This is a genomic window from Bradyrhizobium sp. Ghvi (assembly GCF_900115265.1).
GTDB lineage: Bacteria > Pseudomonadota > Alphaproteobacteria > Rhizobiales > Xanthobacteraceae > Bradyrhizobium.
Genome location: NZ_FOVU01000003.1, coordinates 667,980 through 691,409 on the forward strand (window position 1 = coordinate 667,980; position 23,430 = coordinate 691,409).

21 protein-coding genes are annotated in these 23,430 nt (G+C 64.4%); 12 read left to right on the forward strand and 9 right to left on the reverse strand.

The genetic code is table 11. The annotated features are described in order from the left end of the window. The 3 genes from BM374_RS14420 to BM374_RS14430 all read right to left on the reverse strand — a co-directional run bounded on the left by BM374_RS14420 (position 1) and on the right by BM374_RS14430 (position 3,819). Positions 1-858, reverse strand: coding sequence for a branched-chain amino acid ABC transporter permease (locus BM374_RS14420; protein WP_092293084.1), 858 nt, complete (start codon positions 856-858; stop codon positions 1-3). A 98-nt stretch (positions 859-956) separates the two neighbouring features. Continuing rightward, positions 957-2,471 (reverse strand): amidase, encoded by a 1,515-nt coding sequence (locus tag BM374_RS14425; protein ID WP_092293490.1) that lies wholly within the window; start codon positions 2,469-2,471, stop codon positions 957-959. 163 nt (positions 2,472-2,634) lie between these two features. Then, positions 2,635-3,819 (reverse strand): substrate-binding domain-containing protein, encoded by a 1,185-nt coding sequence (locus tag BM374_RS14430; protein ID WP_092293086.1) that lies wholly within the window; start codon positions 3,817-3,819, stop codon positions 2,635-2,637. A gap of 179 nt (positions 3,820-3,998) precedes the next feature. On the opposite strand from BM374_RS14430, the gene BM374_RS14435 reads away from it, so the two are divergent. Beyond that, complete coding sequence (locus BM374_RS14435; RefSeq protein WP_092293089.1) at positions 3,999-4,433, forward strand: MarR family winged helix-turn-helix transcriptional regulator; 435 nt, start codon at positions 3,999-4,001, stop codon at positions 4,431-4,433. Positions 4,434-4,645: 212 nt separating this feature from the next. Here BM374_RS14435 and secA read toward each other — a convergent pair whose 3' ends face one another. Beyond that, positions 4,646-7,486, reverse strand: coding sequence for a preprotein translocase subunit SecA (gene secA, locus BM374_RS14440; RefSeq protein ID WP_092293091.1), 2,841 nt, complete (start codon positions 7,484-7,486; stop codon positions 4,646-4,648). 353 nt (positions 7,487-7,839) lie between these two features. On the opposite strand from secA, the gene BM374_RS14445 reads away from it, so the two are divergent. From BM374_RS14445 to BM374_RS14455, 3 genes are all read left to right on the forward strand, one after another. Further along, entirely contained in the window at positions 7,840-8,775 is a 936-nt protein-coding gene (locus BM374_RS14445; protein ID WP_092293093.1) for a peptidylprolyl isomerase, read from the forward strand. A gap of 102 nt (positions 8,776-8,877) precedes the next feature. Next, positions 8,878-10,119: a bifunctional glutamate N-acetyltransferase/amino-acid acetyltransferase ArgJ gene (gene argJ, locus BM374_RS14450; RefSeq protein ID WP_092293095.1), complete on the forward strand. Its 1,242-nt coding sequence runs from the start codon at positions 8,878-8,880 to the stop codon at positions 10,117-10,119. A gap of 5 nt (positions 10,120-10,124) precedes the next feature. Then, positions 10,125-10,535 (forward strand): (deoxy)nucleoside triphosphate pyrophosphohydrolase, encoded by a 411-nt coding sequence (locus BM374_RS14455; RefSeq protein WP_092293097.1) that lies wholly within the window; start codon positions 10,125-10,127, stop codon positions 10,533-10,535. Positions 10,536-10,650: 115 nt separating this feature from the next. On the opposite strand, the gene BM374_RS14460 is transcribed toward BM374_RS14455, so the two are convergent. Beyond that, entirely contained in the window at positions 10,651-11,529 is an 879-nt protein-coding gene (locus tag BM374_RS14460) for a methyltransferase domain-containing protein (protein WP_092293099.1), read from the reverse strand. Positions 11,530-11,716: 187 nt separating this feature from the next. Between BM374_RS14460 and BM374_RS14465 the strand changes: the two genes are divergently transcribed. The 4 genes from BM374_RS14465 to BM374_RS14480 are packed head-to-tail and all read left to right on the forward strand — an operon-like array spanning position 11,717 to position 14,202. Then, positions 11,717-12,514: a ComF family protein gene (locus BM374_RS14465; RefSeq protein ID WP_092293101.1), complete on the forward strand. Its 798-nt coding sequence runs from the start codon at positions 11,717-11,719 to the stop codon at positions 12,512-12,514. Positions 12,515-12,560: 46 nt separating this feature from the next. Next, positions 12,561-12,836 carry a glutaredoxin 3 gene (grxC, locus tag BM374_RS14470; protein ID WP_092293492.1) on the forward strand — a complete coding sequence of 92 codons (276 nt, stop codon included), beginning with the start codon at positions 12,561-12,563 and terminating at the stop codon, positions 12,834-12,836. Continuing rightward, the gene (locus tag BM374_RS14475; protein ID WP_092293103.1) at positions 12,833-13,723 is read left to right on the forward strand and encodes a carbon-nitrogen hydrolase family protein; all 891 of its coding nucleotides are present in this window, start codon (positions 12,833-12,835) and stop codon (positions 13,721-13,723) included. Before grxC ends, BM374_RS14475 begins: the two co-directional genes overlap by 4 nt. Beyond that, the gene (locus BM374_RS14480) at positions 13,720-14,202 is read left to right on the forward strand and encodes a DUF1178 family protein (protein WP_092293105.1); all 483 of its coding nucleotides are present in this window, start codon (positions 13,720-13,722) and stop codon (positions 14,200-14,202) included. Before BM374_RS14475 ends, BM374_RS14480 begins: the two co-directional genes overlap by 4 nt. A 114-nt stretch (positions 14,203-14,316) precedes the next feature. Here BM374_RS14480 and BM374_RS14485 read toward each other — a convergent pair whose 3' ends face one another. The 3 genes from BM374_RS14485 to BM374_RS14495 all read right to left on the reverse strand — a co-directional run bounded on the left by BM374_RS14485 (position 14,317) and on the right by BM374_RS14495 (position 16,613). Beyond that, entirely contained in the window at positions 14,317-15,216 is a 900-nt protein-coding gene (locus tag BM374_RS14485; protein WP_092293107.1) for an EamA family transporter, read from the reverse strand. Positions 15,217-15,357: 141 nt separating this feature from the next. Beyond that, on the reverse strand, positions 15,358-16,131 hold the full coding sequence (gene ubiG / locus BM374_RS14490; RefSeq protein ID WP_177248291.1) for a bifunctional 2-polyprenyl-6-hydroxyphenol methylase/3-demethylubiquinol 3-O-methyltransferase UbiG: 774 nt from the start codon (positions 16,129-16,131) through the stop codon (positions 15,358-15,360). A gap of 14 nt (positions 16,132-16,145) precedes the next feature. Then, entirely contained in the window at positions 16,146-16,613 is a 468-nt protein-coding gene (locus tag BM374_RS14495; RefSeq protein ID WP_092293109.1) for a PH domain-containing protein, read from the reverse strand. A gap of 152 nt (positions 16,614-16,765) precedes the next feature. Between BM374_RS14495 and BM374_RS14500 the strand changes: the two genes are divergently transcribed. The 3 genes from BM374_RS14500 to prfA all read left to right on the forward strand — a co-directional run bounded on the left by BM374_RS14500 (position 16,766) and on the right by prfA (position 21,694). Beyond that, positions 16,766-18,022: an aspartate kinase gene (locus BM374_RS14500; protein WP_092293111.1), complete on the forward strand. Its 1,257-nt coding sequence runs from the start codon at positions 16,766-16,768 to the stop codon at positions 18,020-18,022. Between the two features lie 267 nt (positions 18,023-18,289). After that, positions 18,290-20,557: a phosphoenolpyruvate--protein phosphotransferase gene (gene ptsP / locus BM374_RS14505; RefSeq protein WP_092293113.1), complete on the forward strand. Its 2,268-nt coding sequence runs from the start codon at positions 18,290-18,292 to the stop codon at positions 20,555-20,557. A 51-nt stretch (positions 20,558-20,608) separates the two neighbouring features. Then, on the forward strand, positions 20,609-21,694 hold the full coding sequence (gene prfA, locus BM374_RS14510) for a peptide chain release factor 1 (protein ID WP_092293115.1): 1,086 nt from the start codon (positions 20,609-20,611) through the stop codon (positions 21,692-21,694). A gap of 3 nt (positions 21,695-21,697) precedes the next feature. On the opposite strand, the gene BM374_RS14515 is transcribed toward prfA, so the two are convergent. Beyond that, positions 21,698-22,105 carry a MarR family winged helix-turn-helix transcriptional regulator gene (locus BM374_RS14515; protein ID WP_244552588.1) on the reverse strand — a complete coding sequence of 136 codons (408 nt, stop codon included), beginning with the start codon at positions 22,103-22,105 and terminating at the stop codon, positions 21,698-21,700. Between the two features lie 157 nt (positions 22,106-22,262). Between BM374_RS14515 and prmC the strand changes: the two genes are divergently transcribed. Continuing rightward, positions 22,263-23,159, forward strand: a complete 897-nt coding sequence (prmC, locus tag BM374_RS14520) for a peptide chain release factor N(5)-glutamine methyltransferase (protein WP_092293118.1) — start codon at positions 22,263-22,265, stop codon at positions 23,157-23,159. The last annotated feature ends 271 nt before the right edge of the window (positions 23,160-23,430 follow it).

Below are 23,430 nucleotides of genomic sequence, written 5' to 3' on the forward strand. Positions count from 1 at the left end.
CTAAACCCCTTTTCCAGCGATGAGGCCCTGCGGCCGTAATTTGATGAAGGCAATGGCAAGAACGAAGACGAGGACATCGGCAACCACGGGCGCCATGAGCCAGGGCAGCGCGGCGCTGAGCGTGCCGATCACCCCGGCGCCGGCGACGGGGCCGATGAAGGAGCCGACGCCACCGACCATGACCGCGACAAAGCCCTGGATCAGGAAGCGGATGCCGAGATCCGCATAGAGGCTGAACACCGGCACGATCAGCGCGCCGGCAAGACCGGCGAGCGCGGAGCCGAACGCAAAGGTGGCGCCGTACATCAGAGGCGTGGAGATGCCCGAGGCCCGCGCCAGCGACGGGTTTTCCAGCGTGGCGCGCATGCGCAGGCCAAAGCTCGTGCGCGACAGCAAGAGATAGCAGCCCGCCATCACAAGGAGCGTGATGACGATGATGGTGAAACGCCACGCCGAGATGTGCATGGTGCCGATGTCGATCGAGCCGCCGATCGGCTCGGGCACGGTGAGATAGAAGCCGCCGATCAGCCCTCGCACGGATTCGCGGATGATCAGGCCAAGCGCATAGGTGCCGAGCATGGCGACGATCGGCGCGGCGTAGAAGCGGCGGATGATCAGCGCCTCCAGCACGAAGCCGAGCGCACCGACCAGGAAGGGCGCGGCGATCATGCCGGCCCAGATCGGCAGGCCGTTGGCGTAGGCGAGATAGGTGATGTAGGCCCCGAGCAGGACGAACTCGCCCTGCGCAAAGTTGAAGATGCCCATCATGCTGGCGATGATTCCGAGCCCCAGCACGATCAGGACGATGATCGCGCCGAAGCTCAGGATCTCGAACGCCGCGACGAACGCGTTAGCCATGCGACAGATTCATTTTTTGACGCGTTTTCTTCACGTGAACCGGTATCCACTTCGCTCGAAAGCGCTTTCGCGTTCCGCCCGTCTGCATCAACACTCGCTCACATCTTCTTCCAGTCGCCGATCTGCTCGAAGGCATGCGCGGCGCGGTAGATAGTGGTTTCCTCGAACATGCGACCGACCAGCATCAAGCCGGCAGGCAGGCCATCGACCATGCCGCAGGGCAGCGACATCGCAGGATGATGGGTGATGTCGAACGGCGCGGTGTTGGAGATCATCTCCAGCGCGCGCGCGACATACTCCTCGCGGCTGGCGGTCGGCTCCGGCAGCTTGGTCGCCTTCATGGGCGTCGTCGGCAGCAAGAGGAGGTCGTAATCGCCGAGCGCCTTGTCGTAGGCGGCCGTTAGCCGCCGCGAGATGTTCAGCGCCTTGCCGTAGAAGCGCGGACCAAAAGTGTTGTTGATGTAGGTGCCGAGCATCATGAACAGTTTCGTGGTCTCGGACAGCGAATCGGCCTGCCGGCGCCAGCCGCGATGGAAATCCATCAGCGAAGTCGAATAGAGATCGCCGCGGGAAAGGCCGTAGCCGTCACCGAACATCATGGTCTGGGTCAGTCCTTCGGTGCCGATCGGAGTCCAGATCGCACCGCCCAGGAGATGCATCGGGACCGACACCGTCTCCACGCTCGCGCCGAGATCCTTGAATCGCTTCGCTGCTTCGCGCACGCTTTCGTTCACCGCAGCCTCTGCGCCCGGCTGCTCAAAGCCCTCCTTGAGGATGCCGATCTTCATGCCCTTGACGCCCTGGCCCAGTGCCTTGGTGTATTCCTCGACCTTGGGTGCCTTGATGCGGGGATCGTAGCCGTCGTCGCCCGCGAGCACTTCGAGCAGCAGTGCGTTGTCGGCGACCGTCGCCGTCATCGGGCCGGTATGATCGACGTAGATCTCGATCGGCATGATGCCGGTATAGGGCACGAGGCCCCAGGTCGGTTTCATGCCATAGATGCCGCAGAACGAGGAGGGCATGCGGATCGAGCCGCCCTGATCGCCGCCGATCGCCATGTCGACCTCGCCGAGCGCGACGACGACACCCGAACCTGACGACGAGCCGCCGGCCGAGTATCCCATCTTGTGCGGATTGTGCACCGGCCCATAGGAGCCGGTGTGGCTGCCGCCGGAGAGGCAGAAGTGCTCGCAATGGGTTTTGCCGACGATCTCGGCACCGGCGTCCAGCATGCGCGTGACGATGGTGGCGTCGAAATCGGGCACATAGCCTTCCAGCGTCGATGATCCGTTGGTCATGGGCACGCCGGCAAGCATGATGTTGTCCTTCAACGCGACGGTCTTGCCTTTGAGCTTGCCGCTCGTCGCGCCCTTCACCGTGGACTTGCGGTACCAGGCATTGCGCGGGTTCTCTTCGGCCGACGGCCGATGGCCCGGCGTGCGCGGATATTTCACCTCCGGGACCTCGTCCGGCATCGCGGCAATGAGATTGTAGGCCTCGATCGAGCCCTGCATCAGGCCCCGGAACGAGGCAACGTCGTCGTCGGTCAGCGAAAGGTCGCACTGCTCGGCGACGCTGCGAAGCTGGGCTGGCGTGGGAAGGACAACTGTCACGGCGCTCTCCTGAAGTTTCTTGAAACGATCCCTTGGAAACGTTGGGCGCGGTCGCTGCGGCACGACGCGCGCACTCACCGGCCCCGCGCATACATTCAAAACGGAAATATTTTCCTTTTCAAGTATTATTTTGCAAAGGTGCCTGCGCGAGCCGCCTCGCGCGTCAGATCGGCTTGATCAGCCTGAAGTCGAGTCCATCGGCCTCGGCGAGATGCATTGGCATCCGCGCGCGTCCATTCCGAACGGTGACCGCGCCGCGGGCGCCGCTGTAGACAATGTTGCGGCCGGCTGCGAGCATCGGCGCCATCGCCAATGTGCCGGCCTTGTTGGCGACCGCTTCGAGAAAGCGCAGGCCTTCGTAAGCGGACTGTCCGACCGAGCCGATCGGCGGCGCATTCGGGCCGAACATCGCGCGGTAGCGGCTCTGGAAGTCGTCATTGGCGCGCGTGCCCGTGCCGGTGAAATAGCCGGAGGCGCAGAACATGTTCTCGCTGTTGTCGGCGCCGATGCCGAGCAGCACGGTGTCGTCCATGGCACCTGCCAGCCGCAGCGTGGTGGCACCCAAGCCGCATTCGCCGAAGGCGCGGTTGAAGGTGCTGCTGTCGGTGCCGATCAGGGAGATCAGCACCACGTCGGGTCGCGCGGCACGGATGCGCGCCAGATGCGGCTCGTGATTGTCCTCGCCGAGCGGAACGAACTCCTCGCCGACAACGTGGCCGCCGGTCTCCCTGATGTAATTCTTCACGGCCCGATGCGATTGCCAGGGCCAGACGTAATCGCTGCCGATCAGGTACCAGCGCTGCGCCTTCTTGACGTCGGCGAGCCAGTGGATCGACGGCCGGCTCTGCCAGCGCGGCGTCTCGCCGATCGCCATCACACCCGGCGTGCGCTCGCCGCCCTCATAGACCGGCGTGTAGATATAGGGGATGCGATGGCGCCTGGTGACGTCGCGCAGGCCGACGCGGACCGCACTGGTGTGCAGGCCCAGGATCAGGTCGACCTCGTCGAACGCGATGGCCTGCTCGGCGCGGTCCAGGACTTCGTCGAGCGGCCCGCCGGCGTCATAGATGGACAGTTCGATCTCGCGGCCAAGAATGCCGCCACGCTTGTTGATCTCCGCGACCGCGAGTTGCGCGCTGTTGGTGGCGCAGGGCCCCCAGATCCCGGGCGAGCCGGTGCAGCAAATGAAGCCGCCGACGCGCAGCTTGTTGGTGCCACGCCGTTTGAAGAGAGCATGATCGTTCGGCAACAGCGCGCCATCAGCCGCCAATGACGACAGATTCCTGAACAGCAGGGACGGCGGCAACGCCGGACCGCCGTGAGCCGGGAAATTTACCGTCGTGCGCACGCCAACTCCTGTCTGGCACCAGACCTGAAAGCACGTTGAGCAGGCGGCCGCGGCATCCGCCCTTTTGTTGGGCAATGATCCTATTTTGAAAATATTGAATATTCAACAATTGAAGTGCATATAGATGCAGCATTGATTGCAAGACATTCACTCATTTGGGTCAAGACGAAGTCTTAGCCGTGGCAAAATCGAACGCTCCCATCACAGAACACCTCGCCTACCTGCTCGCGCAAGCCAACCGGGAGATCAACCGGCAGCTGGAACTGCGCTTGAGCAAGGAGGGAGTTCCCGTCGAGCAGTGGCGCATCCTGAAAGTGCTGTCGGACGGCGATGGCCATTCGATGGGCGAGCTTGCAGACGCGGTGCTGCTCAACCATCCGACCCTAACGAAGATGATCGACCGCATGGTCTCCGACGCGCTGGTCTATCGCGTGCAGGACCCCAACGACCGCCGCAAGGTGCTGATGTTCATCTCCGACCGCGGCAAGGTGCTGTCCAAGAAGCTCAACTCGCTCGCAGTGGATCAGGAAGAGCACATCCTGGAGAGCTACGGCGACAAGTCGACCAGCGAGCTGAAGCGGCTGCTGGAGAGCTTGATCGACAGTTCGAATTGAGGGGCGGCCCTGGCTTTCGCCGGGACGAAGCGCAGAGAGTCTCGCGCCATATACTTGGCCGTCATCGCCCGATCTAATCGGGCGATCCAGTCATCCAGAGACGACGGTGATTGAACCGAGAAGCCGCGGCGTACTGGGTCGCCCGGTCCTGGTGCGCAATTGTGCACTGGCCGGGCGACGAACGCTTAGCGACTCACGAAGACATTCGGGCCTTACGCATACCGGCCGTGGCAGTGCTTGAACTTCTTGCCTGAGCCGCACGGGCAATCCTCGTTGCGGCCGACCTTGCCCCAGCTTGCCGGGTTCTTCGGGTCGCGCAGCGCGGCATCGGTGTGCTGCGGGGCCAGCGTGACGCTGGCGAGGGCCATTTCGTCTTCGCCGGTGTTCGGGTCGAACTTGTGCGCTTCCATCTGCGGCAGCACCGGAGCCTCCTGCTCCGGCGGGACGATCTCGACCCGCATCAGCTGGGCGGTGACGGCCTCGCGCAGATGCGCGCTCATCTCCTGGAAGAGGTTGAAGGCTTCGGTCTTGTACTCCTGCAGCGGATCGCGCTGGCCGTAGCCGCGCAGGCCGATGACCTGACGCAGATGGTCGAGCATGATCAGGTGCTCGCGCCAGAGATGGTCGAGCGTCTGGAGCAGGATGGTCTTCTCGACGTAACGCATCACGTCCGGGCCCCATTGCGCGACCTTGGCGGCCATGTGCTCGTCGGCCCTGGTCTCGATGCGCTTGAGCAGCTCCTCGTCGGCGATGCCCTCTTCCTTGGCCCAGTCGTCGACCGGCAGGTCGAGATCGAGCACGCGCCTCAGCTCGTCCTTCAGCCCGGCGACATCCCATTGTTCGGCATAGGCATGCTCGGGCACGTGCTTGACGACGAGATCCTCGATGAAGGCGTGACGCATGTCGGCGACGGTCTCGGCGACGCTGTCGTCCTTCATCAGGTCGACGCGCTGGTCGAAGATCACCTTGCGCTGGTCGTTCTGGACGTTGTCGAACTTCAAGAGGTTCTTGCGGATGTCGAAGTTGCGGGCTTCGACCTTCTGCTGCGCTTTCTCCAAGGCCTTGTTGATCCAGGGATGGATGATCGCCTCGCCCTCCTGCAGGCCGAGACGCTGCAGCATGCTGTCGAGGCGATCCGAGCCGAAGATGCGCATCAGATCGTCTTCCAGCGACAGGAAGAATTTCGAGCGGCCGGGGTCGCCCTGACGACCGGAACGGCCGCGGAGCTGGTTGTCGATACGACGGGATTCATGCCGCTCGGAGCCGATGATGTAGAGCCCGCCGGGCTTCTTCACGGTCTTGGCGGGCTTGCTCCCCTTGGCCGGCTCGATCTCGACGGTCTCCTCCGCCTTCAGCACGATGTCGCGGAAATGCGCGATGTCGGCCTTGATCTGCTCGATCTTTTTGGCCTTCTCGGCCTCGTCCTCGATGCCCGCAGTCTCCTGCTGGATGCGCATCTCGAGCGAGCCGCCGAGCTTGATGTCGGTACCGCGGCCGGCCATGTTGGTCGCGATCGTGATCGCGCCGGGCACGCCGGCCTCCGCCACGATATAAGCTTCCTGCTCGTGGAAGCGCGCGTTCAGCACCGCGAACAGCTTTGCCGGCTTGCCGGCCCGCGCGGCGGCGTAGAGCTTGTCGAGCGCATTCTCCTTGCCGAAGTCGATCTGCTTGTAACCGTTCTGCTTCAGGAACTCGGCCAGCACTTCCGATTTCTCGATCGAGGCGGTACCGACCAGCACCGGCTGGAGCCGCGCGTTCGCGCGCTCGATCTCCGCGAGGATCGCCTGGTATTTTTCCTTTTGCGTCCGGTAGACCTCATCGTCCTCGTCGAGACGCGCGATCGCCAGGTTGGTCGGGATCTCCACGACCTCGAGCTTGTAGATGTCGAACAGTTCGTCCGCTTCGGTCGCGGCCGTGCCGGTCATGCCCGCAAGCTTCTCGTACATGCGGAAGTAGTTCTGGAAGGTGATCGAGGCCAGCGTCTGGTTCTCGGGCTGGACCTGGACGTGCTCCTTCGCCTCCAGCGCCTGGTGCAGACCTTCCGAATAGCGGCGGCCCGGCATCATGCGTCCCGTGAACTCGTCGATGATGACGACCTCGTCGTCGCGGACGATGTAGTCCTTGTCACGGGTGAACAGCGTGTGGGCGCGCAGCGCCTGATTGATGTGGTGCACGACGGAGACGTTCTCGACGTCGTAGAGCGACTCGCCCTTGAGCTGGCCGGCATCGCGCAGCAAGGTCTCGATCTTCTCCATGCCGCCTTCAGTGAGCGTCACGGTGCGCTGCTTCTCGTCGACCTCGTAATCGGTCTTGTCGAGCTTGGGCAGGAACGAATCGATGGTGTTGTAGAAATCCGAACGATCGTCGAGCGGGCCGGAGATGATCAGCGGCGTGCGCGCTTCGTCGATCAGGATGGAGTCGACCTCGTCGACGATGGCGAAGAAGTGCGGCCGCTGGACCATGTCCTCGAGCCGGTACTTCATGTTGTCGCGCAGATAGTCGAAGCCGTATTCGTTGTTGGTGCCGTAGGTGATGTCGCAGGCATAGGCGGCCTTGCGCTCGGCGTCGTCGAGGCCGTGGACGATCACGCCCGTAGTCATGCCGAGGAAGCCGTAGATCTGCCCCATCCAGCCGGAGTCGCGGCGGGCGAGATAGTCGTTGACGGTGACGACATGGACGCCTTTACCCGCAAGAGCGTTGAGGTAGACCGCGAGCGTTGCGACCAGCGTCTTGCCTTCGCCGGTCTTCATCTCGGCGATGTCGCCCTCATGAAGCACCATGCCGCCGATCAGCTGGACGTCGAAATGGCGCTGGCCGAGCGTGCGCTTGGCCGCCTCGCGCACGGTGGCGAAGGCGGGCACCAGGAGGTCATCCAGCGTCTTGCCTTCGGCAAGCTGCTTCTTGAACTCGCCGGTGCGGGCCTTGAGCGCTTCGTCGGAGAGTTTGGCGAGCTCGGGCTCCAGCGCGTTGATCGCGTTGATGCGGGACTGATATCCCTTCACCCGCCGGTCGTTGGCGGAGCCGAAAAACTTGCGGGCGAGCGCGCCGATCATGCCTAGTTCCTGTGTTCGCGATTTAACCGCGTTGCAGCCAAGAAGTCGTCACCCTCCGGCCTATCAACTCACCGTGACGCCGTTTGGCGCCAGAGCCCGGACTTTCGGGGCTCATCCGCCACATGGGTGGGAAGTGGGCTAGTCTGGGTTCAACGGCCAAAAACGCAGCAAAATAAACGCCATCGCCATGGTCGCGACCGCGCAGAGATATGGCCCGGTCAAGGCCTTGTCAACGGCGGGCGCATTGCCGCTAATTCATCATTTTGACAGACTTTTCGCGTTGCCAAGCCCCCCTGAATTGGGCGAGTGTCCGCCCCGCTTAAGCAGCCCCTGCTTCAACATAAGGATTTTCCATGACCACCTCGTTCCCGGTAACCACCGGCCAGCGTTTTCGCCATGCGTCCGCCCTGGCTGGCTCCCTGGCCCTGGCGCTGTCCCTGGCGTTCGCGGGCCCGCTCCGGGCGGCCGACGATCCCGTTCTGGCCAAGGTCAATGGCGCTGAAATCAAGAAAAGCGACGTCACCATGGCCGAGGAGGAGCTCGGACCGAGCCTCGCCCAGATGGATCCGGCGACCAAGGACGAGAACGTCCTGTCGTTCCTGATCGACATGAAGATCGTCGCCAAGGCCGCCGAGGACAAGAAGGTCGCCGACAGCGACGAGTTCAAGAAGCGGATGGCGTTCGCCCGCAACCGCCTGCTGATGGACAGCCTGCTCGCCAACGAGGGCAAGGCCGCCACCAGCCCCGAGGCCATGAAGAAGGTCTATGAGGAGGCTTCCAAGCAGATCACCGGCGAGCAGGAAGTGCGCGCCCGCCACATCCTGGTCGAGACCGAAGACGAGGCCAAGGCGGTGAAGGCCGAGCTCGACAAGGGCGCCGATTTCGCCGAGCTCGCCAAGAAGAAGTCGAAGGATCCGGGCTCGGCCGACGGCGGTGATCTCGGCTTCTTCACCAAGGAGCAGATGGTGCCGGAATTCTCGGCCGTGGCCTTCGCACTCGAGCCGGGCAAGATCTCCGACCCCGTGAAGTCGCAGTTCGGCTGGCATGTCATCAAGGTCGAGGAAAAGCGCAACCGCAAGGCGCCTGACTTCGAGCAGGTCAAGCCCCAGATCGAGCAGTACGTCACCCGCAAGGCCCAGGCCGACTACGTCGCCAAGCTCCGCGCGGATGCCAAGGTCGAGCGGATGGACCAGGCGGACGCGTCCAAGGACGCCAAGCCGGCCGACGCGGCCAAGCCCGCCGATGCCAAGCCTGCCGACAGCAAGATGGCGCCTCCCGCCAAGAAGTAAGAATTTGCTGTCACTTCGCTGACGCCAAGGGTATCTAAGCATCGCAATGGCCGGGCATCGCCCGGCCATCTGCATATCCAGACCTCACCAAGGCGCCCAACGATGTCCTCAGCCGTCTCTCCTCTCGCCCCGAAGAACGTTCCTGATATGCCCGTGATCGCGGGCGTCCGTCTTGCGACGGCCGAGGCCGGCATCCGCTACAAGAACCGCACCGACGTGCTGCTGGCGATCATGGACAAGGGCACCGCAGTCGCCGGCGTCTTCACCAAGTCGAAGTGCCCGTCCGCGCCGGTCGAATGGTGTCGCGCCAAACTGAAGGGCGGCAAAGCCCGTGCGTTGGTCGTCAACTCCGGCAATGCCAATGCCTTCACCGGCAAGACCGGCCGCGGCTCGACCGCGCTGACCGCGAAGATCGCGGCCAAGGCGGTCGGCTGCAGCGAGAACGAAATCTTTCTGGCTTCGACCGGCGTGATCGGCGAGCCGCTGGACGCGACCAAGTTCGACGGCGTGCTGGGGCGACTCGCCGAGACCGCGGAGCCGGGCGATTACCTCGCCGCCGCCAAGGCGATCATGACCACTGACACTTTCCCCAAGGTCGCGACCGCAACGGTGAAGCTCGGCAAGGCCAAGGTCACCATCAACGGCATGGCCAAGGGCGCCGGCATGATCGCTCCCGATATGGCGACGATGCTGTCCTTCATCTTCACCGACGCACCGATCGCGCCCGCCGCGCTCCAGGCGCTGCTCAAGGCCGGCGTCGAGGACACCTTCAACGCGGTGACGATCGACGGCGACACCTCGACCTCGGACACGCTGCTGGCCTTCGCCACCGGCGCTGCCGCCGCCCACGGCGCACCCAAGATCAGCCGCGCCAGCGATCCGCGCCTGAAGGCCTTCGTGAAAGCCTTCAACCAGATCCTCGCCAATCTCTCCGAGCAGGTCGCCCGCGACGGCGAAGGCGCACGCAAGCTGGTCGAGATCACCGTCGAAGGCGCCAAGACCAAGGTCTCCGCACGCAGAATCGCGATGTCGATCGCGAATTCGCCGCTGGTGAAGACCGCGATCGCCGGCGAAGACGCCAATTGGGGCCGCGTGGTCATGGCGGTCGGCAAGGCCGGCGAGCCGGCCGATCGCGACAAGCTGTCGATCTCCTTCAACGGCATCCGCGTCGCCAAGAGCGGCGCGCGCGATCCTGATTATGACGAGGCGCAGGTGTCGGAAGCAATGAAGGCGCCAGAGATCGCGATCAAGGTCTCGCTCGGCCTCGGCAAGGGCCGCGACCGCGTACTGACCTGCGACCTCACCAAGGAGTATGTCGCGATCAACGGGGATTACCGGTCTTAAGGATCATGGCCGATCTCAAGCTCACACTGGTGGTGGCCTGCGCGCTCGTCGATGCCGACAAGCGCGTCCTGATCGCGCAGCGCCCGGAGGGCAAGACCCTCGCCGGCCTCTGGGAATTTCCCGGCGGAAAGTGCGAACTTGGCGAGCGGCCGGAGCAGAGCTTGATCCGCGAGCTCCATGAGGAGCTCGGCATCACGGTCGCCGAGCCGTGCCTCGCGCCGCTCACTTTTGCGAGCTACGGCTACGAGACCTTTCATCTGTTGATGCCGCTCTATATCTGCCGGCGCTGGGAGGGGATCGTCGAAGCCCGCGAAGGCCAGACCCTGGCCTGGGTCCGGGCCAACAAATTGCGCGACTATCCAATGCCACCCGCGGACATTCCGCTGATCCCGCATTTGATCGATTTGCTGATGTGACGATGCCGTGCCCCGGACGCAGCGCGAAGCGCTGCAGAGCCGGGCCCAGAGGCGACAGACTGGGTCCCGGCCCTGCGCAGCAGCGTTTCACGCTGCAGCGCGTCCGGGACACAAATCACTCTTTCCCAGCCTTCTTCACCGCCTCCGCAAGGCTCGCTTTCGCCGAACCCGGCTTCAGCGGCTGTTGCTGGCTTGCATGCGGCGCCCAGCCGGACAGCCAGATGATGTCGAAGGTGGCGCGGATGCGACCGTCGGGATCGGCAAAGCGCTCGGCGTAGATTTCGGCCATGCGCAGCAGCGTCGCGCGCCGGCTCGGGGTGCGTCGGCGCTCGATCAGTACATTGGCCGCGCCCATGCGACGGAGATCCTGCATCAGCGCGAAGGCATTGCCATAGCGCACCACGACACGATCGACGTCGGTGACCGGCAGCGCAAAGCCCGCCCGCTGCAACAGCGCGCCGATATCGCGCAAATCAGCGAACGGCGCGACGCGCGGCGAGACCCCACTCTCGCATTCGGCTTCCGCCGCCGCAAAGGCCTGCCGGAGCTCGGTCAGGCTGTCGCCGCCGATCATCGCGGCCAGCAGCAAGCCATCCGGCTTCAGCGCCCGGCGAATTTGCGCAAGCACGCCCGGCAGATCGTTGACGAATTGCAGCGCCAGCGCCGAGACGACGAGATCGAGGCTTTCTGGCGCGAACGGCAATTTCTCCGAGCCTGCAGCATCGAGCGCGATCCGTTGAATGGACGGCAGCCGCGCGCGCAGACCTGCGAGCCCCTCACCTGGTGTCCACAGATCGGCCGGCGCGTGAAACTCCCGCATCACCGCAGCCAGCCGGTCGGACATGTCCTCGGCGACCCGGTCGAGCAGGAAGCTCACGGCACCCTGTGCCTGCGCGCGCCGCTGCCGTCCATGTAGCAAGGCGCGATCAAACAAGGCGGGCGGCGTTTGCGGGGTCTGAGCCATGCCGCTGGTTACGCCGATCGTGCCGGTCATTGCAATCTCTCGTGTCCCGGACGCGCTGCGGCGCTCTTAGCGCTGCTGCGCAGAGCCGGGACGACATGGTCCTGCGCGCTTGGCTTTCTGGGCCCCGGCTCGGCCGTGCAATTGCTGCGCATTGCACGTTGTTCGGGGCACGAGAGCATGGCTTGAGCGGGTTGGCTGAGAAGGCTAGCCTCTCCTCATGGAAGCCGAAACGGTCCCCACCCGTTCCATCGCCGCATCGTTGCGAGCCGCCTGGATGGCCGGCCGTTACGTGCTCGGGCGTGCGGCGCGACTTGCGCTCGACATCGCTCTGCCGACCTTGTGCGTGTCCTGCCGCGAGCCGGTCGATGGCGAAGGCGTGTGCGCGGCGTGCTGGGCAAAACTGTCGTTCATCGAGCGCCCCTACTGCCCGCGGCTCGGCATCCCCTTCGTCTATGATCCCGGGCCCGACATGCTGTCGATGGAGGCGATCGCCAGCCCGCCGGCCTACCAGCGGGCCCGCGCGGCAGTGCGTTATGACGACGTCGCGCGTACGCTGGTGCATGCGTTGAAATATCAGGACCGCACGGATCTGGCGCCCGCCATGGGCCGCTGGATGGCGCGTGCAGGTAGCGAATTGCTCGCCGGCGCCGATATGCTGGTGCCGGTGCCCTTGCATTGGCGGAGGGCCTGGCGCCGCCGCTACAACCAATCAGGCGCGCTGGCGCGGATCATCGCGCGGCAGAGCGGGGTGAAGGTACGGAGCGAGGTGCTGTGCCGGGTGCGCGCCACCGAGCAGCAGATCGGCCTGTCGCGGGCGCAGCGCGCCACCAATGTGCAGGGTGCGTTCCAGGTATCGGCCGACCGTCAGACCGAGGTCCAGGGCCGGCGCATCATTCTGGTCGACGACGTCCTGACATCGGGTGCGACTTTGGACGCTTGTGCGCGCGCTCTGCTGCGCGCCAAGGCAGCCCAGGTCGACGTCCTGGTCTTTGCCCGGGTTGTCGAGACCAGGTAAACTCCCATATAATTCAACAAATTCACGCATGAGAGCGCTGGACGCCATGACCGCTGCTGTCGAAATTTATACCAGACCGGGATGCGGCTATTGTTCCGCTGCGAGGTCGCTTCTGACCCGGAAGAAGGCGACCTTCACGGAATTCGACGTCGCCAAGAACCCGTCCTGGCGCGAGGAGATGTACGACCGCGCCGGCCAGGGCTCGACCTTCCCGCAGATCTGGATTGGCGGAACTCATATTGGCGGCTGCGACGATCTTTATGCGCTCGATCGTGAGGGTAAGCTCGACGGCATGCTCGAAAGCGTCAAGGCGGTCTCATGAGCCAGGATCAAGCTCAAGACAGGACCTTCACCGCCGCCATGGTGCAGATGCGCACCGGCTTGATGCCCGAGCCGAGCCTTGCGCAGGCCACCAGGCTGATCCGGGAGGCCGCTGCCAAGGGCGCCGACTACGTGCAGACCCCTGAGGTCAGCAACATGATGCAGCTGAACCGCAAGGCGCTGTTCGAGCATCTGCAGAGCGAAGAGGACGACACCTCGCTGAAGGCGTATCGCGCGCTCGCGGCGGAGCTGAAGATCCACATCCATGTCGGCTCGCTGGCGCTGCGCTTTTCGCCGGAAAAGGCGGTCAATCGCTCCTTCCTGATCGGGCCCGAGGGCCAAGTGCTCGCGAGCTACGACAAAATCCACATGTTCGACATCGAGCTGCCGGATGGCGAGAGCTATCGCGAATCCGCCAATTACCAGCCGGGCGAGACCGCAGTGATCTCCGACCTGCCCTGGGGCCGCGTCGGCCTGACGATCTGCTACGACGTGCGCTTCCCCGCGTTGTACCGCGCGCTGGCCGAGAGCGGCGCATCCTTCATCACGGTGCCCTCCGCCTTTACCCGCAAGACCGGCGAAGCGCACTGGCACATCCTGCTGCGCGCGCGCGCGATCGAGACCGGGTGCTTCATCTTCGCAGCCGCCCAGGCCGGCACCCACGAGAACAAGCGCGAGACCTATGGTCACTCGCTGATCATCGATCCCTGGGGCGAGATTCTCGCTGAAGGCGATGTTGAGCCCGGCATCATCATGGCCAAGATCGACCCAGCCAAGGTCGAGACCGCCCGCCGCGCCATTCCCTCACTCCAGCACGGCCGCCGCTTCGGTGTCTCCGATCCCAAGGCCGGCCCGGACCATCTGCACCTGGTGCGAGGATCGGCATGATCCGCTACGCGCTCCATTGCGACCGCAAGCATGAGTTCGAGAGCTGGTTTCAGAGCTCGTCGGCCTATGATTCGCAGGTCAAGCGCAAGCTCGTGACCTGCCCGATCTGCGGCTCGGCCAAGGTCGAGAAGGCGATCATGGCGCCGCGCATCGTCGCCAAGAAGGGCCGCGGCCGTGCCACGCCGCCGCCGGAGCCGGTGACAACCGCCGCGCCCGAAGCTGCACCATCGGGACCGACGTCGCTGATGATGGCGCAGGAGCGCGAGCTGCGCGCCAAGCTGAAAGAGCTGCGCGACCACATCGTCAAGAACGCCGACAATGTCGGCGAGCGCTTTGCGAATGAAGCCCGTGCGATGCATTACGGCGACAAGGAGCACCGCCCGATCTACGGCGAGGCCTCCCCGGATGAAGCGAAATCGCTGATCGAGGAAGGCATCGAGGTGTCACCGCTGCCGACCCTGCCGGAAGACCGGAACTAATAGCCTCGCTTCTCGTCATGGCCGGGCTTGGCCCGGCCATCCACGACACTCTCTCCCACAGTACGAAGAACGTGGATGCCCGGGACAAGCCCGGGCGTGACGGCGGCTGAGAAGTCAGAATCCAACCAGCAGGGCCACGCCGACCGCGATCAGCACGATGCCAAATATCTCGCGCGGCGCGATCGGCTGCTTGAACGAATAGTACGCCACGCCTTGCGCGAACAGCACCTCGATCAGCGCGAGCGTACGAACATTGGCCGCCGCGGTCAGCGCAAACGCCAGAAACCAGAACTGCGAGGAGAAGGCGCCCATGAAGCCGGCGAACAACGACGGTTTCCAGAGGCCAAGGATCGCCTGGAGCACTTTCGGGGCGCGCCAGAGCAGATAGATCGACAGGATCGCCGTCTGCACGAACAGACCCAGCACCAGTGTGAACGAGGCGGCCGTCACAAAGGAGACATCAGGCACGTTGATGATGGCGCCGCGGAATCCGACCGCGGACAACGCGAACGCCGCGGCCGCAACGAGCCCCAGGATGGTCGGCTTCAGCTCCGCAAAGCTTTTCTCGCCGCCGGGCCGCAGTGCGGTTATGACGACGCCGACAGTGGCGATCACGATCGCCAGCACCTTCAGCCAGGTCAGGTGATCGCCGAGGAAGACGAAGCCGAAGATCGCGGTCTGGATCGCCTCGGTCTTGAGATAAGCCGTCGTCACCACGAAGGAGTGGTCGTTCATCGCGAGCAGCATCAGGCCCGTCCCGACGATCTGGCTGAGCGCGCCCAGCAGCAGCCACGGCCAGAACACCGACGGCGGCATGCCGATATGGTCGCCGGTCGCGACCAGCACGGCGCCCAGGAACAGCAGCGAGAACGGAAAGCCGAACAGGAAGCGGATATTGGTCGCGCCCCAGGTCCCCAGCGGTTTCGTGAGCGATCGCTGCATCGCATTGCGCGCAACCTGGCCGAGCGCAGCAACGACGGTGAAGGGAATCCAGAGGCTGGCGACGGTGAACATGGGGATGGGACTACTACGGGAATGATGATGCAACCTGCCGGGGCCACGGCAGCGGGTCAATCACGCTCACATCATAGGAGCGATGCTCTTGTTAAAAACCCGTTCGAGAGGTGTAGGCTTGGCCCTCACTCACGACGGCCCCTACACCATCCCCTCCGCCACCACCATGTAGTTCACGTCCATGTCCGACGAGAGGGTCCATTTGTCGGCGAAGGGGGAGTAGACGACGCCGGTCTGCTCGGTGATGACGAGACGGTTGTCGAGGAGGTGTTTGGTCAGTTCGTCGGGGGTGACGAACTTGTTCCACTCGTGTGTACCACGCGGCAGCCAGCGCAGGACGTATTCGGCGCCGACGATGGCGAGCGCAAAGCTCTTCCAGTTGCGGTTCAGCGTCGAAACCACCATCAGGCCGTTCGGCTTCAGCATCGAGGCACAGCGCTTCAGGAAGACGCCGACGTCGACGACGTGCTCGACCACCTCCATCGCCAGCACGATATCGAAACGCTCGCGCGGGTCGATCTCCTCCACGGTGGTGCAGCGATAGTCGATCGCAAGGTGGCTCTTGCTCGCGTGCAGCTTCGCCGCCGCGATATTGCTGGCGGACGGATCCACGCCAATGACCTGCGCGCCCAGCCGCGACAGCGGCTCGCATAGCAGGCCGGCGCCGCAGCCGATGTCGAGCACGCGCAAGCCGGCGAGGCAGCTGAGACTGCGCACATTGCGCTCGAACTTGCGGCAGGCGGCGTCACGGATATAGCCGAGTCGCAGCGGGTTGATCCGGTGCAGCGGCGCCATCTTGCCCTTGGGATCCCACCACTCGGCCGAAAGTTTCGAGAATTTCGCGATCTCGGCGGCATCGACCGTCGAGCCCGGCTGGGCGGTGACAGTGGCGGAAGTATCTTGCTGCATGCTCATGGTTGCGCGCGGTCCTACCGCGTAGTGATCGAACTACGGAAGGCCAGCGGCGAGGCGATGGTTTTGATCGTCTCGATCCCCTCGCCGACACCGCGAATGGTCACATCGCCGTAGTTGAGAATTCGTCCAAGAATCGTCTGATCGACGTCGACACTCTCGACCTTGTCCAGCGCCATTTCAAAGGTCCGGCGCTTGATGAAGCCGGTCTTATGCACAACTCTGAGGTTGGTGACGTCGGTTTCGGTGGTGAAGCGATGGAACCAGCCCTTCAGGGTCCAGTACAGAGCGGCCAGCGCGACCAGGCCGGAGCCGAACAGGCACAGCATTTCCACGCTATAGACATCGCTCCGGCGGGAGACTGCGAACAGGACCAGGGCCACGATCCAGGCCAGAATGGCCGGGAAATAGAAGATCCAGTGCGCATTGGTCGAATACAGAACCCGCTCGCCGGGTTGCAGGATCTCGTCAATATAGCGCGCCATAACCTCTGATAACCTATTGCCCGGATTGGCCGGCGCAGGAACCCGCTTGCCCCCGGCCCCGCCCCTCTGTATACGCGCGGTCGGTATCCCCCAGGGCATCCGTCCAGCGCGGGTCACCATACTGATCCTTAAGAGGGAATGCACGCGTCGTCATGAGCCGCCTCGTGATGAAATTCGGCGGCACGTCCGTCGCCAACATCGAACGAATCCGCAACGTCGCACGCCATGTAAAGCGTGAGGTCGACGCCGGTCACGAAGTGGCCGTGGTCGTCTCGGCGATGTCGGGTAAGACCAACGAGCTGGTGGCCTGGTGCACCGAGGCCTCTCCGATGCACGATGCGCGCGAATATGATGCCGTGGTCGCCTCCGGCGAACAGGTGACCTCGGGCCTGCTGGCCATCGTGCTCCAGAGCATGGGCATCCAGGCCCGCTCCTGGCAGGGCTGGCAGATCCCGATCAAGACCAGCGACGCCCATGCCTCGGCCCGGATCGAGGACATCGACGGCAGCGAGATCATCAACCGCTTCAGGGATCGCAAGGAGGTCGCGGTCATCGCCGGCTTCCAGGGCATCGATCCCAAGACCAACCGCATCACCACGCTCGGCCGCGGCGGCTCCGACACTTCGGCCGTGGCGATCGCCGCCGCCGTCAAGGCCGACCGCTGTGACATCTATACCGACGTCGACGGCGTCTACACCACCGATCCGCGAATCGTGCCAAAGGCCAAGAGGCTCGACAAGATCGCGTTCGAAGACATGCTGGAACTGGCCTCCCAGGGCGCCAAAGTGCTCCAGGTCCGCTCGGTGGAACTCGGCATGGTCCACAATATGCCGATCTTCGTCCGCTCGAGCTTCGACAAGCCCGAGGATATCGACCCGCATGCCAACCAGCCGCCCGGCACGCTGATCTGCAGCGAGGAGGAGATCATGGAAAGCCACGTCGTCACCGGCATCGCCTTTTCGAAGGACGAGGCCCAGATCTCGGTGCGCCAGATCGAGGACAAGCCCGGCGTCGCCGCGTCGATCTTCGGCCCCCTGGCGGAGGCCAATATCAACGTCGACATGATCGTCCAGAACGTGTCTGAAGACGGCAAGACCACCGATCTGACCTTCACGGTGCCGGCTGCCGACTACGTCAGGGCCAAGGATACGATTACCGCCGCCAAGGGCAGGATCGGCTATGCCAGGCTTGATACCGCTACCGACGTCGCCAAGATCTCCGTGATCGGCAGCGGCATGCGCAGCCATGCCGGCGTCGCCGCCCAGGCATTTTCGGCCCTCGCCGGACGGAATATCAACATCCGGGCCATTACAACCTCCGAGATCAAATTTTCGGTTTTGATCGACACTGCCTATACCGAGCTTGCGGTTCGCACCCTGCACACGCTCTACGGCCTCGACCAAACCTAGTTTAATCTTCTCTTAGCGGTCGCAGCAAACGCTGGGGTGTACACACCTTCGCGTTTGGCAGGCGTTTTGCTTGGCAAAACAAGCCTCGATTCGCTATACGGCGAACAGGGTGGGCTGCCGCAGACTGTGTCCCAGTTCAGGCCGCTGATTCGGTGCAAGCTGTGGTTTGCGCCTGCGCCGGACAAACAATTTGATTGTTTTTCTGGAATTTTGGGCCAGCCGCCGGCCGATACCGCCGAGCCGGCAGACGGAGGAGATTGACGGTTCATGCGGAGCGCGTCGGGAGGTCCCCGCGTCTTGTTGAGACGGCTCCGCGAAACCATGGCGGAGCAGGTCTCGGCCCAGGAGCGGCTGGACAAGATCGTGGTGCTGATCGCCGCCAACATGGTGGCCGAGGTGTGCTCGGTCTATGTGCTGCGCATCGACAACACCCTCGAGCTCTACGCCACCGAAGGTCTCAATCGCGAGGCCGTGCACCATACGGTGCTGAGCGCCCATGAGGGCCTGGTCGGCCTCGTCGCCAGCGAGGCAACCCCGCTCAATCTGAACGACGCCCAGAGCCACCCGGCCTTCTCGTTCCGCCCGGAGACCGGGGAAGAGATCTATCATTCCTTCCTCGGCGTGCCGATCCTGCGCGCCGGCAACACGCTCGGCGTGCTGGTGGTGCAGAACCGCGCCAAGCGCACCTATGTCGAGGAAGAGCTCGAGGCGTTGCAGACCACAGCCATGGTGCTGGCGGAGCTGATCGCATCCGGCGAATTGTCCGCGCTCGCCCAGCCCGGCGCGGAGCCTGCCGCGCGCCACTCCACGCAGAAAGCCGGCGCCATCCTCTCCGAAGGCATCGCGCTCGGCCATGTGGTGCTGCACGAGCCGCGCGTCGTCATCAAGGACTACATCGCCGAGGACCTGCCGAAGGAGATCAAGCGGCTCGACGCCGCGCTCGCCAAGCTGCGCTCGGATCTCGACCGCATGCTCGAGCGCGGCGACGTTGCCGAGGGTGGCGAGCATCGCGACGTGCTGGAAGCCTACCGCATGTTCGCCAACGACCAGGGCTGGTCGCACAAGCTGCACGAGGCGGTCGCCACTGGCCTCACCGCGGAAGCCGCCGTCGAGCGCGTGCAGTCCGATACCCGTGCACGCATGCTGCGCTCGACCGATCCCTATTTGCGCGACCGGCTGCACGATCTCGAGGATCTCGGCTACCGCCTGATGCGGCAGCTGGTCGGCCAGGATCACGCGCCCTCGCGCGAGCAGATGCCCGACAACGCCATCGTCATCGCCCGCGCGATGGGACCGGCGGCGCTGCTCGACTACGACCGCAAGCGCTTGCGCGGCATCGTGCTGGAGGAAGGCACCGCCAACTCCCACGTTTCGATCGTAGCGCGCGCGCTCGGCATTCCCGCCGTCGGCGAAGTGCCGAACGCACCAGGGATCGCCGACCCTGGCGACGCCATCATCGTCGACGGCACGTCGGGCGCGATCTACGTGCGGCCGTCGCAGGAAATCGAGGCGGCCTACGCCGAGCGCGTGCGATTCCGCGCGCGGCGTCAGGCGCAGTATCTGGCGCTGCGTGATCGCCCTTGCGTCACCAAGGACGGCGAGAAGGTCGAGCTGCTGATCAATGCGGGCCTCGCCATCGACCTGCCGCATATCGACGACACCGGCAGCGCCGGCATCGGCCTGTTCCGCACCGAGCTGCAATTCATGGTCGGTCAGAGCCTGCCGCGCACCAGCGACCAACTGGCGCTCTACCGCGCGGTGCTGGATGCCGCCGGCAGCAAGCCCGTCACCTTCCGGACCCTCGACATCGGCGGCGACAAAGCGCTGCCCTATATGGAGACGGTGATCGAGGAGAATCCCGCACTGGGATGGCGCGCGATCCGGCTCGGCCTCGATCGTCCCGGCCTGCTGCGCGGCCAGATCCGCGCATTGCTGCGCGCCGGCGGCGGCCGCGCATTGCGCATCATGTTCCCGATGGTCTCGGAGGTCACCGAGTTCGATGCGGCGAAGGCGCTGGTCGAGCGCGAGCTGACATATCTGCGCCAACACGGCCACACGCTGCCTGAGAGAATCGACATCGGCACCATGGTCGAGGTGCCGGCGCTGCTCTATCAGCTCGACGAGCTCTTGAAGAAGGTCGACTTCATCTCGGTCGGCTCCAACGATTTGTTCCAATTCCTGTTCGCGGTCGACCGCGGCAATGCCAAGGTCTCCGAGCGTTTCGACACCATGTCGACGCCGATCCTGCGGGCGCTGCGCGATATCGCGCAAAAATCGCAGGCCGCGAAGAAATCGCTGTCGCTCTGCGGCGAGATGGCCTCGAAGCCGATCGGCGCATTGGCCCTGATTGCAATGGGCTACCGCTCGTTGTCGCTCTCGGCGACCGCGCTCGGTCCGGTCAAGGCGATGGTGATCGACCTCGATGCCAAGAAGGCCGCAGCGATGCTCGGCCCGCTGCTGGATGCGCCTGCAGGCAGCGTCTCGATCCGGCAAAAGTTGACTGAATTTGCCGAGGCCGAAGGCCTGGCGTTGTAGCGGGCCTGCCGCCCGTCGCCGCCACCTCCCTCCGCTTTTGAGACCAAACCGATGTCGTTACTCCCCGAAGCCAAATTGGACGTCCTGCTCGCGCATCACGCTTCGCTCGAGGCCGAATCGCTTGGACAGCTCTCCTCCGAGCGTTACGTGCAGGTCACGCGCGAGCTCGCCGAGATCACACCCTTGATCGAGGCAGTGAAGACCTATCGTTCCGCCTTGAAGGAGCTCGCCGACACCGAAGCGCTGATCGCCGATCCGGCAACCGATGCCGAAATGCGCAGCATGGCCGAAGCAGAGCGCGACGAGCTCAATCCGAAGATCGACGAGCTCGTGCAGAAAATTCGCATCGCGCTGCTGCCCAAGGACGCCATGGACGACCGCAACGTGGTGCTGGAAATCCGCGCCGGCACCGGCGGCGACGAGGCTTCGCTGTTCGCCGGCGATCTTTTCCGGATGTACGAGCGCTTTGCCGCCTTGCAGGGCTGGAAGGTCGAGGTGATCTCGGCGAGCGAAGGCACCGTCGGCGGGTACAAGGAAATCATCGCGGAGGTGCAGGGCCGCGGTGCGTTCTCGAAGCTGAAATTCGAATCCGGCGTGCACCGCGTCCAGCGCGTACCCGATACCGAGACGCAGGGGCGCATCCACACCTCGGCGGCGACGGTCGCCGTGTTGCCCGAGGTCGAGGATGTCGACGTCGACATCAAGAACGAGGATCTGCGGATCGAGACCATGCGCGCACAGGGCGCGGGCGGCCAGCACGTCAACAAGACGGAATCGGCGATCCGCATCACCCATATCCCGACCGGCATCGTGGTGATGATGCAGGACAGCCGATCGCAGCACAAGAACCGCGCCTCCGCCATGAACATCCTGCGCTCGCGCATCTACGACGCCGAGCGGCAGCGCGTCGACGCCGCGCGCTCGGCCGAGCGCAAGGAGAAGGTCGGGTCCGGCGACCGCAGCGAACGCATCCGCACCTACAATTTCCCGCAAGGCCGCGTCACCGACCACCGCATCAATTTGACCCTTTACAAGCTGCCGCAGGTGATATCAGGCGAGGCCCTCGGCGAGTTGACCGACGCGCTGACCACCGAGCACCAAGCCGCACAGCTCGCCGCGCAAGGCGCAGCGGCCTGAGCCTCAGCGTGTCTTGGCCCGGAACGATCGCAGGATCTTCGCCAGAGCCGGCGCAGCGGCGCTCAACTCGTCCAGATGGATGCGCGAAAGCGAGCGCAACTTCTGTTCGCCCTTGGCCGTCAGCTTGACCAGGACGCGCCTGGCGTCGTCCGGATCGGCTTCCCGGCCGATCAGATTCAGTTTCGCCATGCGATCCACCAGCTCCACGGCGGTATGGTGCCGGATCAGGAGGAAACCGGCGATATCGCCGACGCTGGCGCCATCGCCGCTGGCCAGTCCCTTGATCGCCAGCAACGCCTGATGCTGCTGCGGCGTCAGGCCGGCGTTCTGAGCCGCCGTCTCGCTGAAGGCCAGGAAGGTTCGAAGCTGATAGCGGAATTGCGCAAGCGCCGTGTAGTCGGCCTCGCGCATCGCACCGCCCTTGGAGGGCGCCGCAGACGCCGTACGTTCGGTCGCCCGCTTCGATCGAGCACTCACGCGATCCCTCCTTCGCTGCGCCACGCAATCAAACGCGCTCCTTTCCGTTGACGCAAGCAAGGCTGCCGATCTATCCACGATGCCAGGCAGGATGGCTCCCTTGGCGGCAGGTTTCGATTCCGGACACAGCATCGAGCGTGCGCGGCGCGCGCTTGCTGCGCGGCTGCAAGCGGCCGGCATCGAGGAGCCGTCTCTCGATGCGCGCCTGCTCGTCGGCGCCGCGCTGGGTCTCGATCTGACCGGCCTGGTCGCGCAGGGGGCGCGATATCTCACGCCCGCGGAGGCTGCGCGGCTCGAGGGATATGCGCAGCGAAGGCTCGCGCATGAGCCGGTCGCCCGCATTCTCGGCGTGCGGGAATTCTGGGGCTTGCCGTTCCGGCTATCCGAGGCGACGCTGGTGCCGCGGCCTGATACCGAGACCGTGGTCGAACTGGCGCTCGAGATTTTTCGCGAGTGCGCGGTGCCGGGACGGCGCCCGCGCATCGCTGACATCGGCACGGGATCCGGCGCCATCCTGCTCGCGCTGCTGCACGAGATTCCCGATGCGTTCGGCGTCGGCACCGATCTTAGCCTGACCGCGCTTCATACCGCCAAGGGCAATGCCGCCGGCCTCGGCCTTGCCGACCGCGCGGCCTTCGTTGCCTGCTCCTATGCGGCCGCGCTTCACGGCCCGTTCGACCTGATCGTTTCGAACCCGCCCTATATTCCCGCCGGGGAAATCCCGAAATTGAGTGTCGAGGTTCGCGAGCATGATCCGCATCTGGCGCTCGACGGCGGCAATGACGGCTATGATGCCTACCGTGCCCTGATCCCGCAGGCGGCTGAACGGCTCGCGCCCGGCGGCGCCCTGGTCGTCGAGGCCGGTCAGGGCCAGGCCGGCGATATTGAAACTTTGATGGCGGCTGCCGCGTTATCGATCGACAGACCGCCCAAGGCTGACTTGGCGGGCATTCCCAGGGCCGTGTCGGCCCGAAAAATGCCCCCATAAAAGCCGGATTGGGCGCTAAAAACCTCTTGGAATATCCCGTGGGAACGACTACGTTCCGGTCAACACATCGGTGCCGGCCCCGTAGACCTACGGGCGAAAGCCGGGCTCTCGGGCGAGAGCTTTACTGATTATAGGTTCCAAGCCGCAGGTCCTGTTGAGCGCGATGGCCAGTTAAGCTGCGCTGCTTACCGACCGCAAAGTGAACGAAAGCCTGATATTGCGCTTGAAGACTTACGCAAGAAAGCTGGGCTTATTTCGGCAGGCGATATGA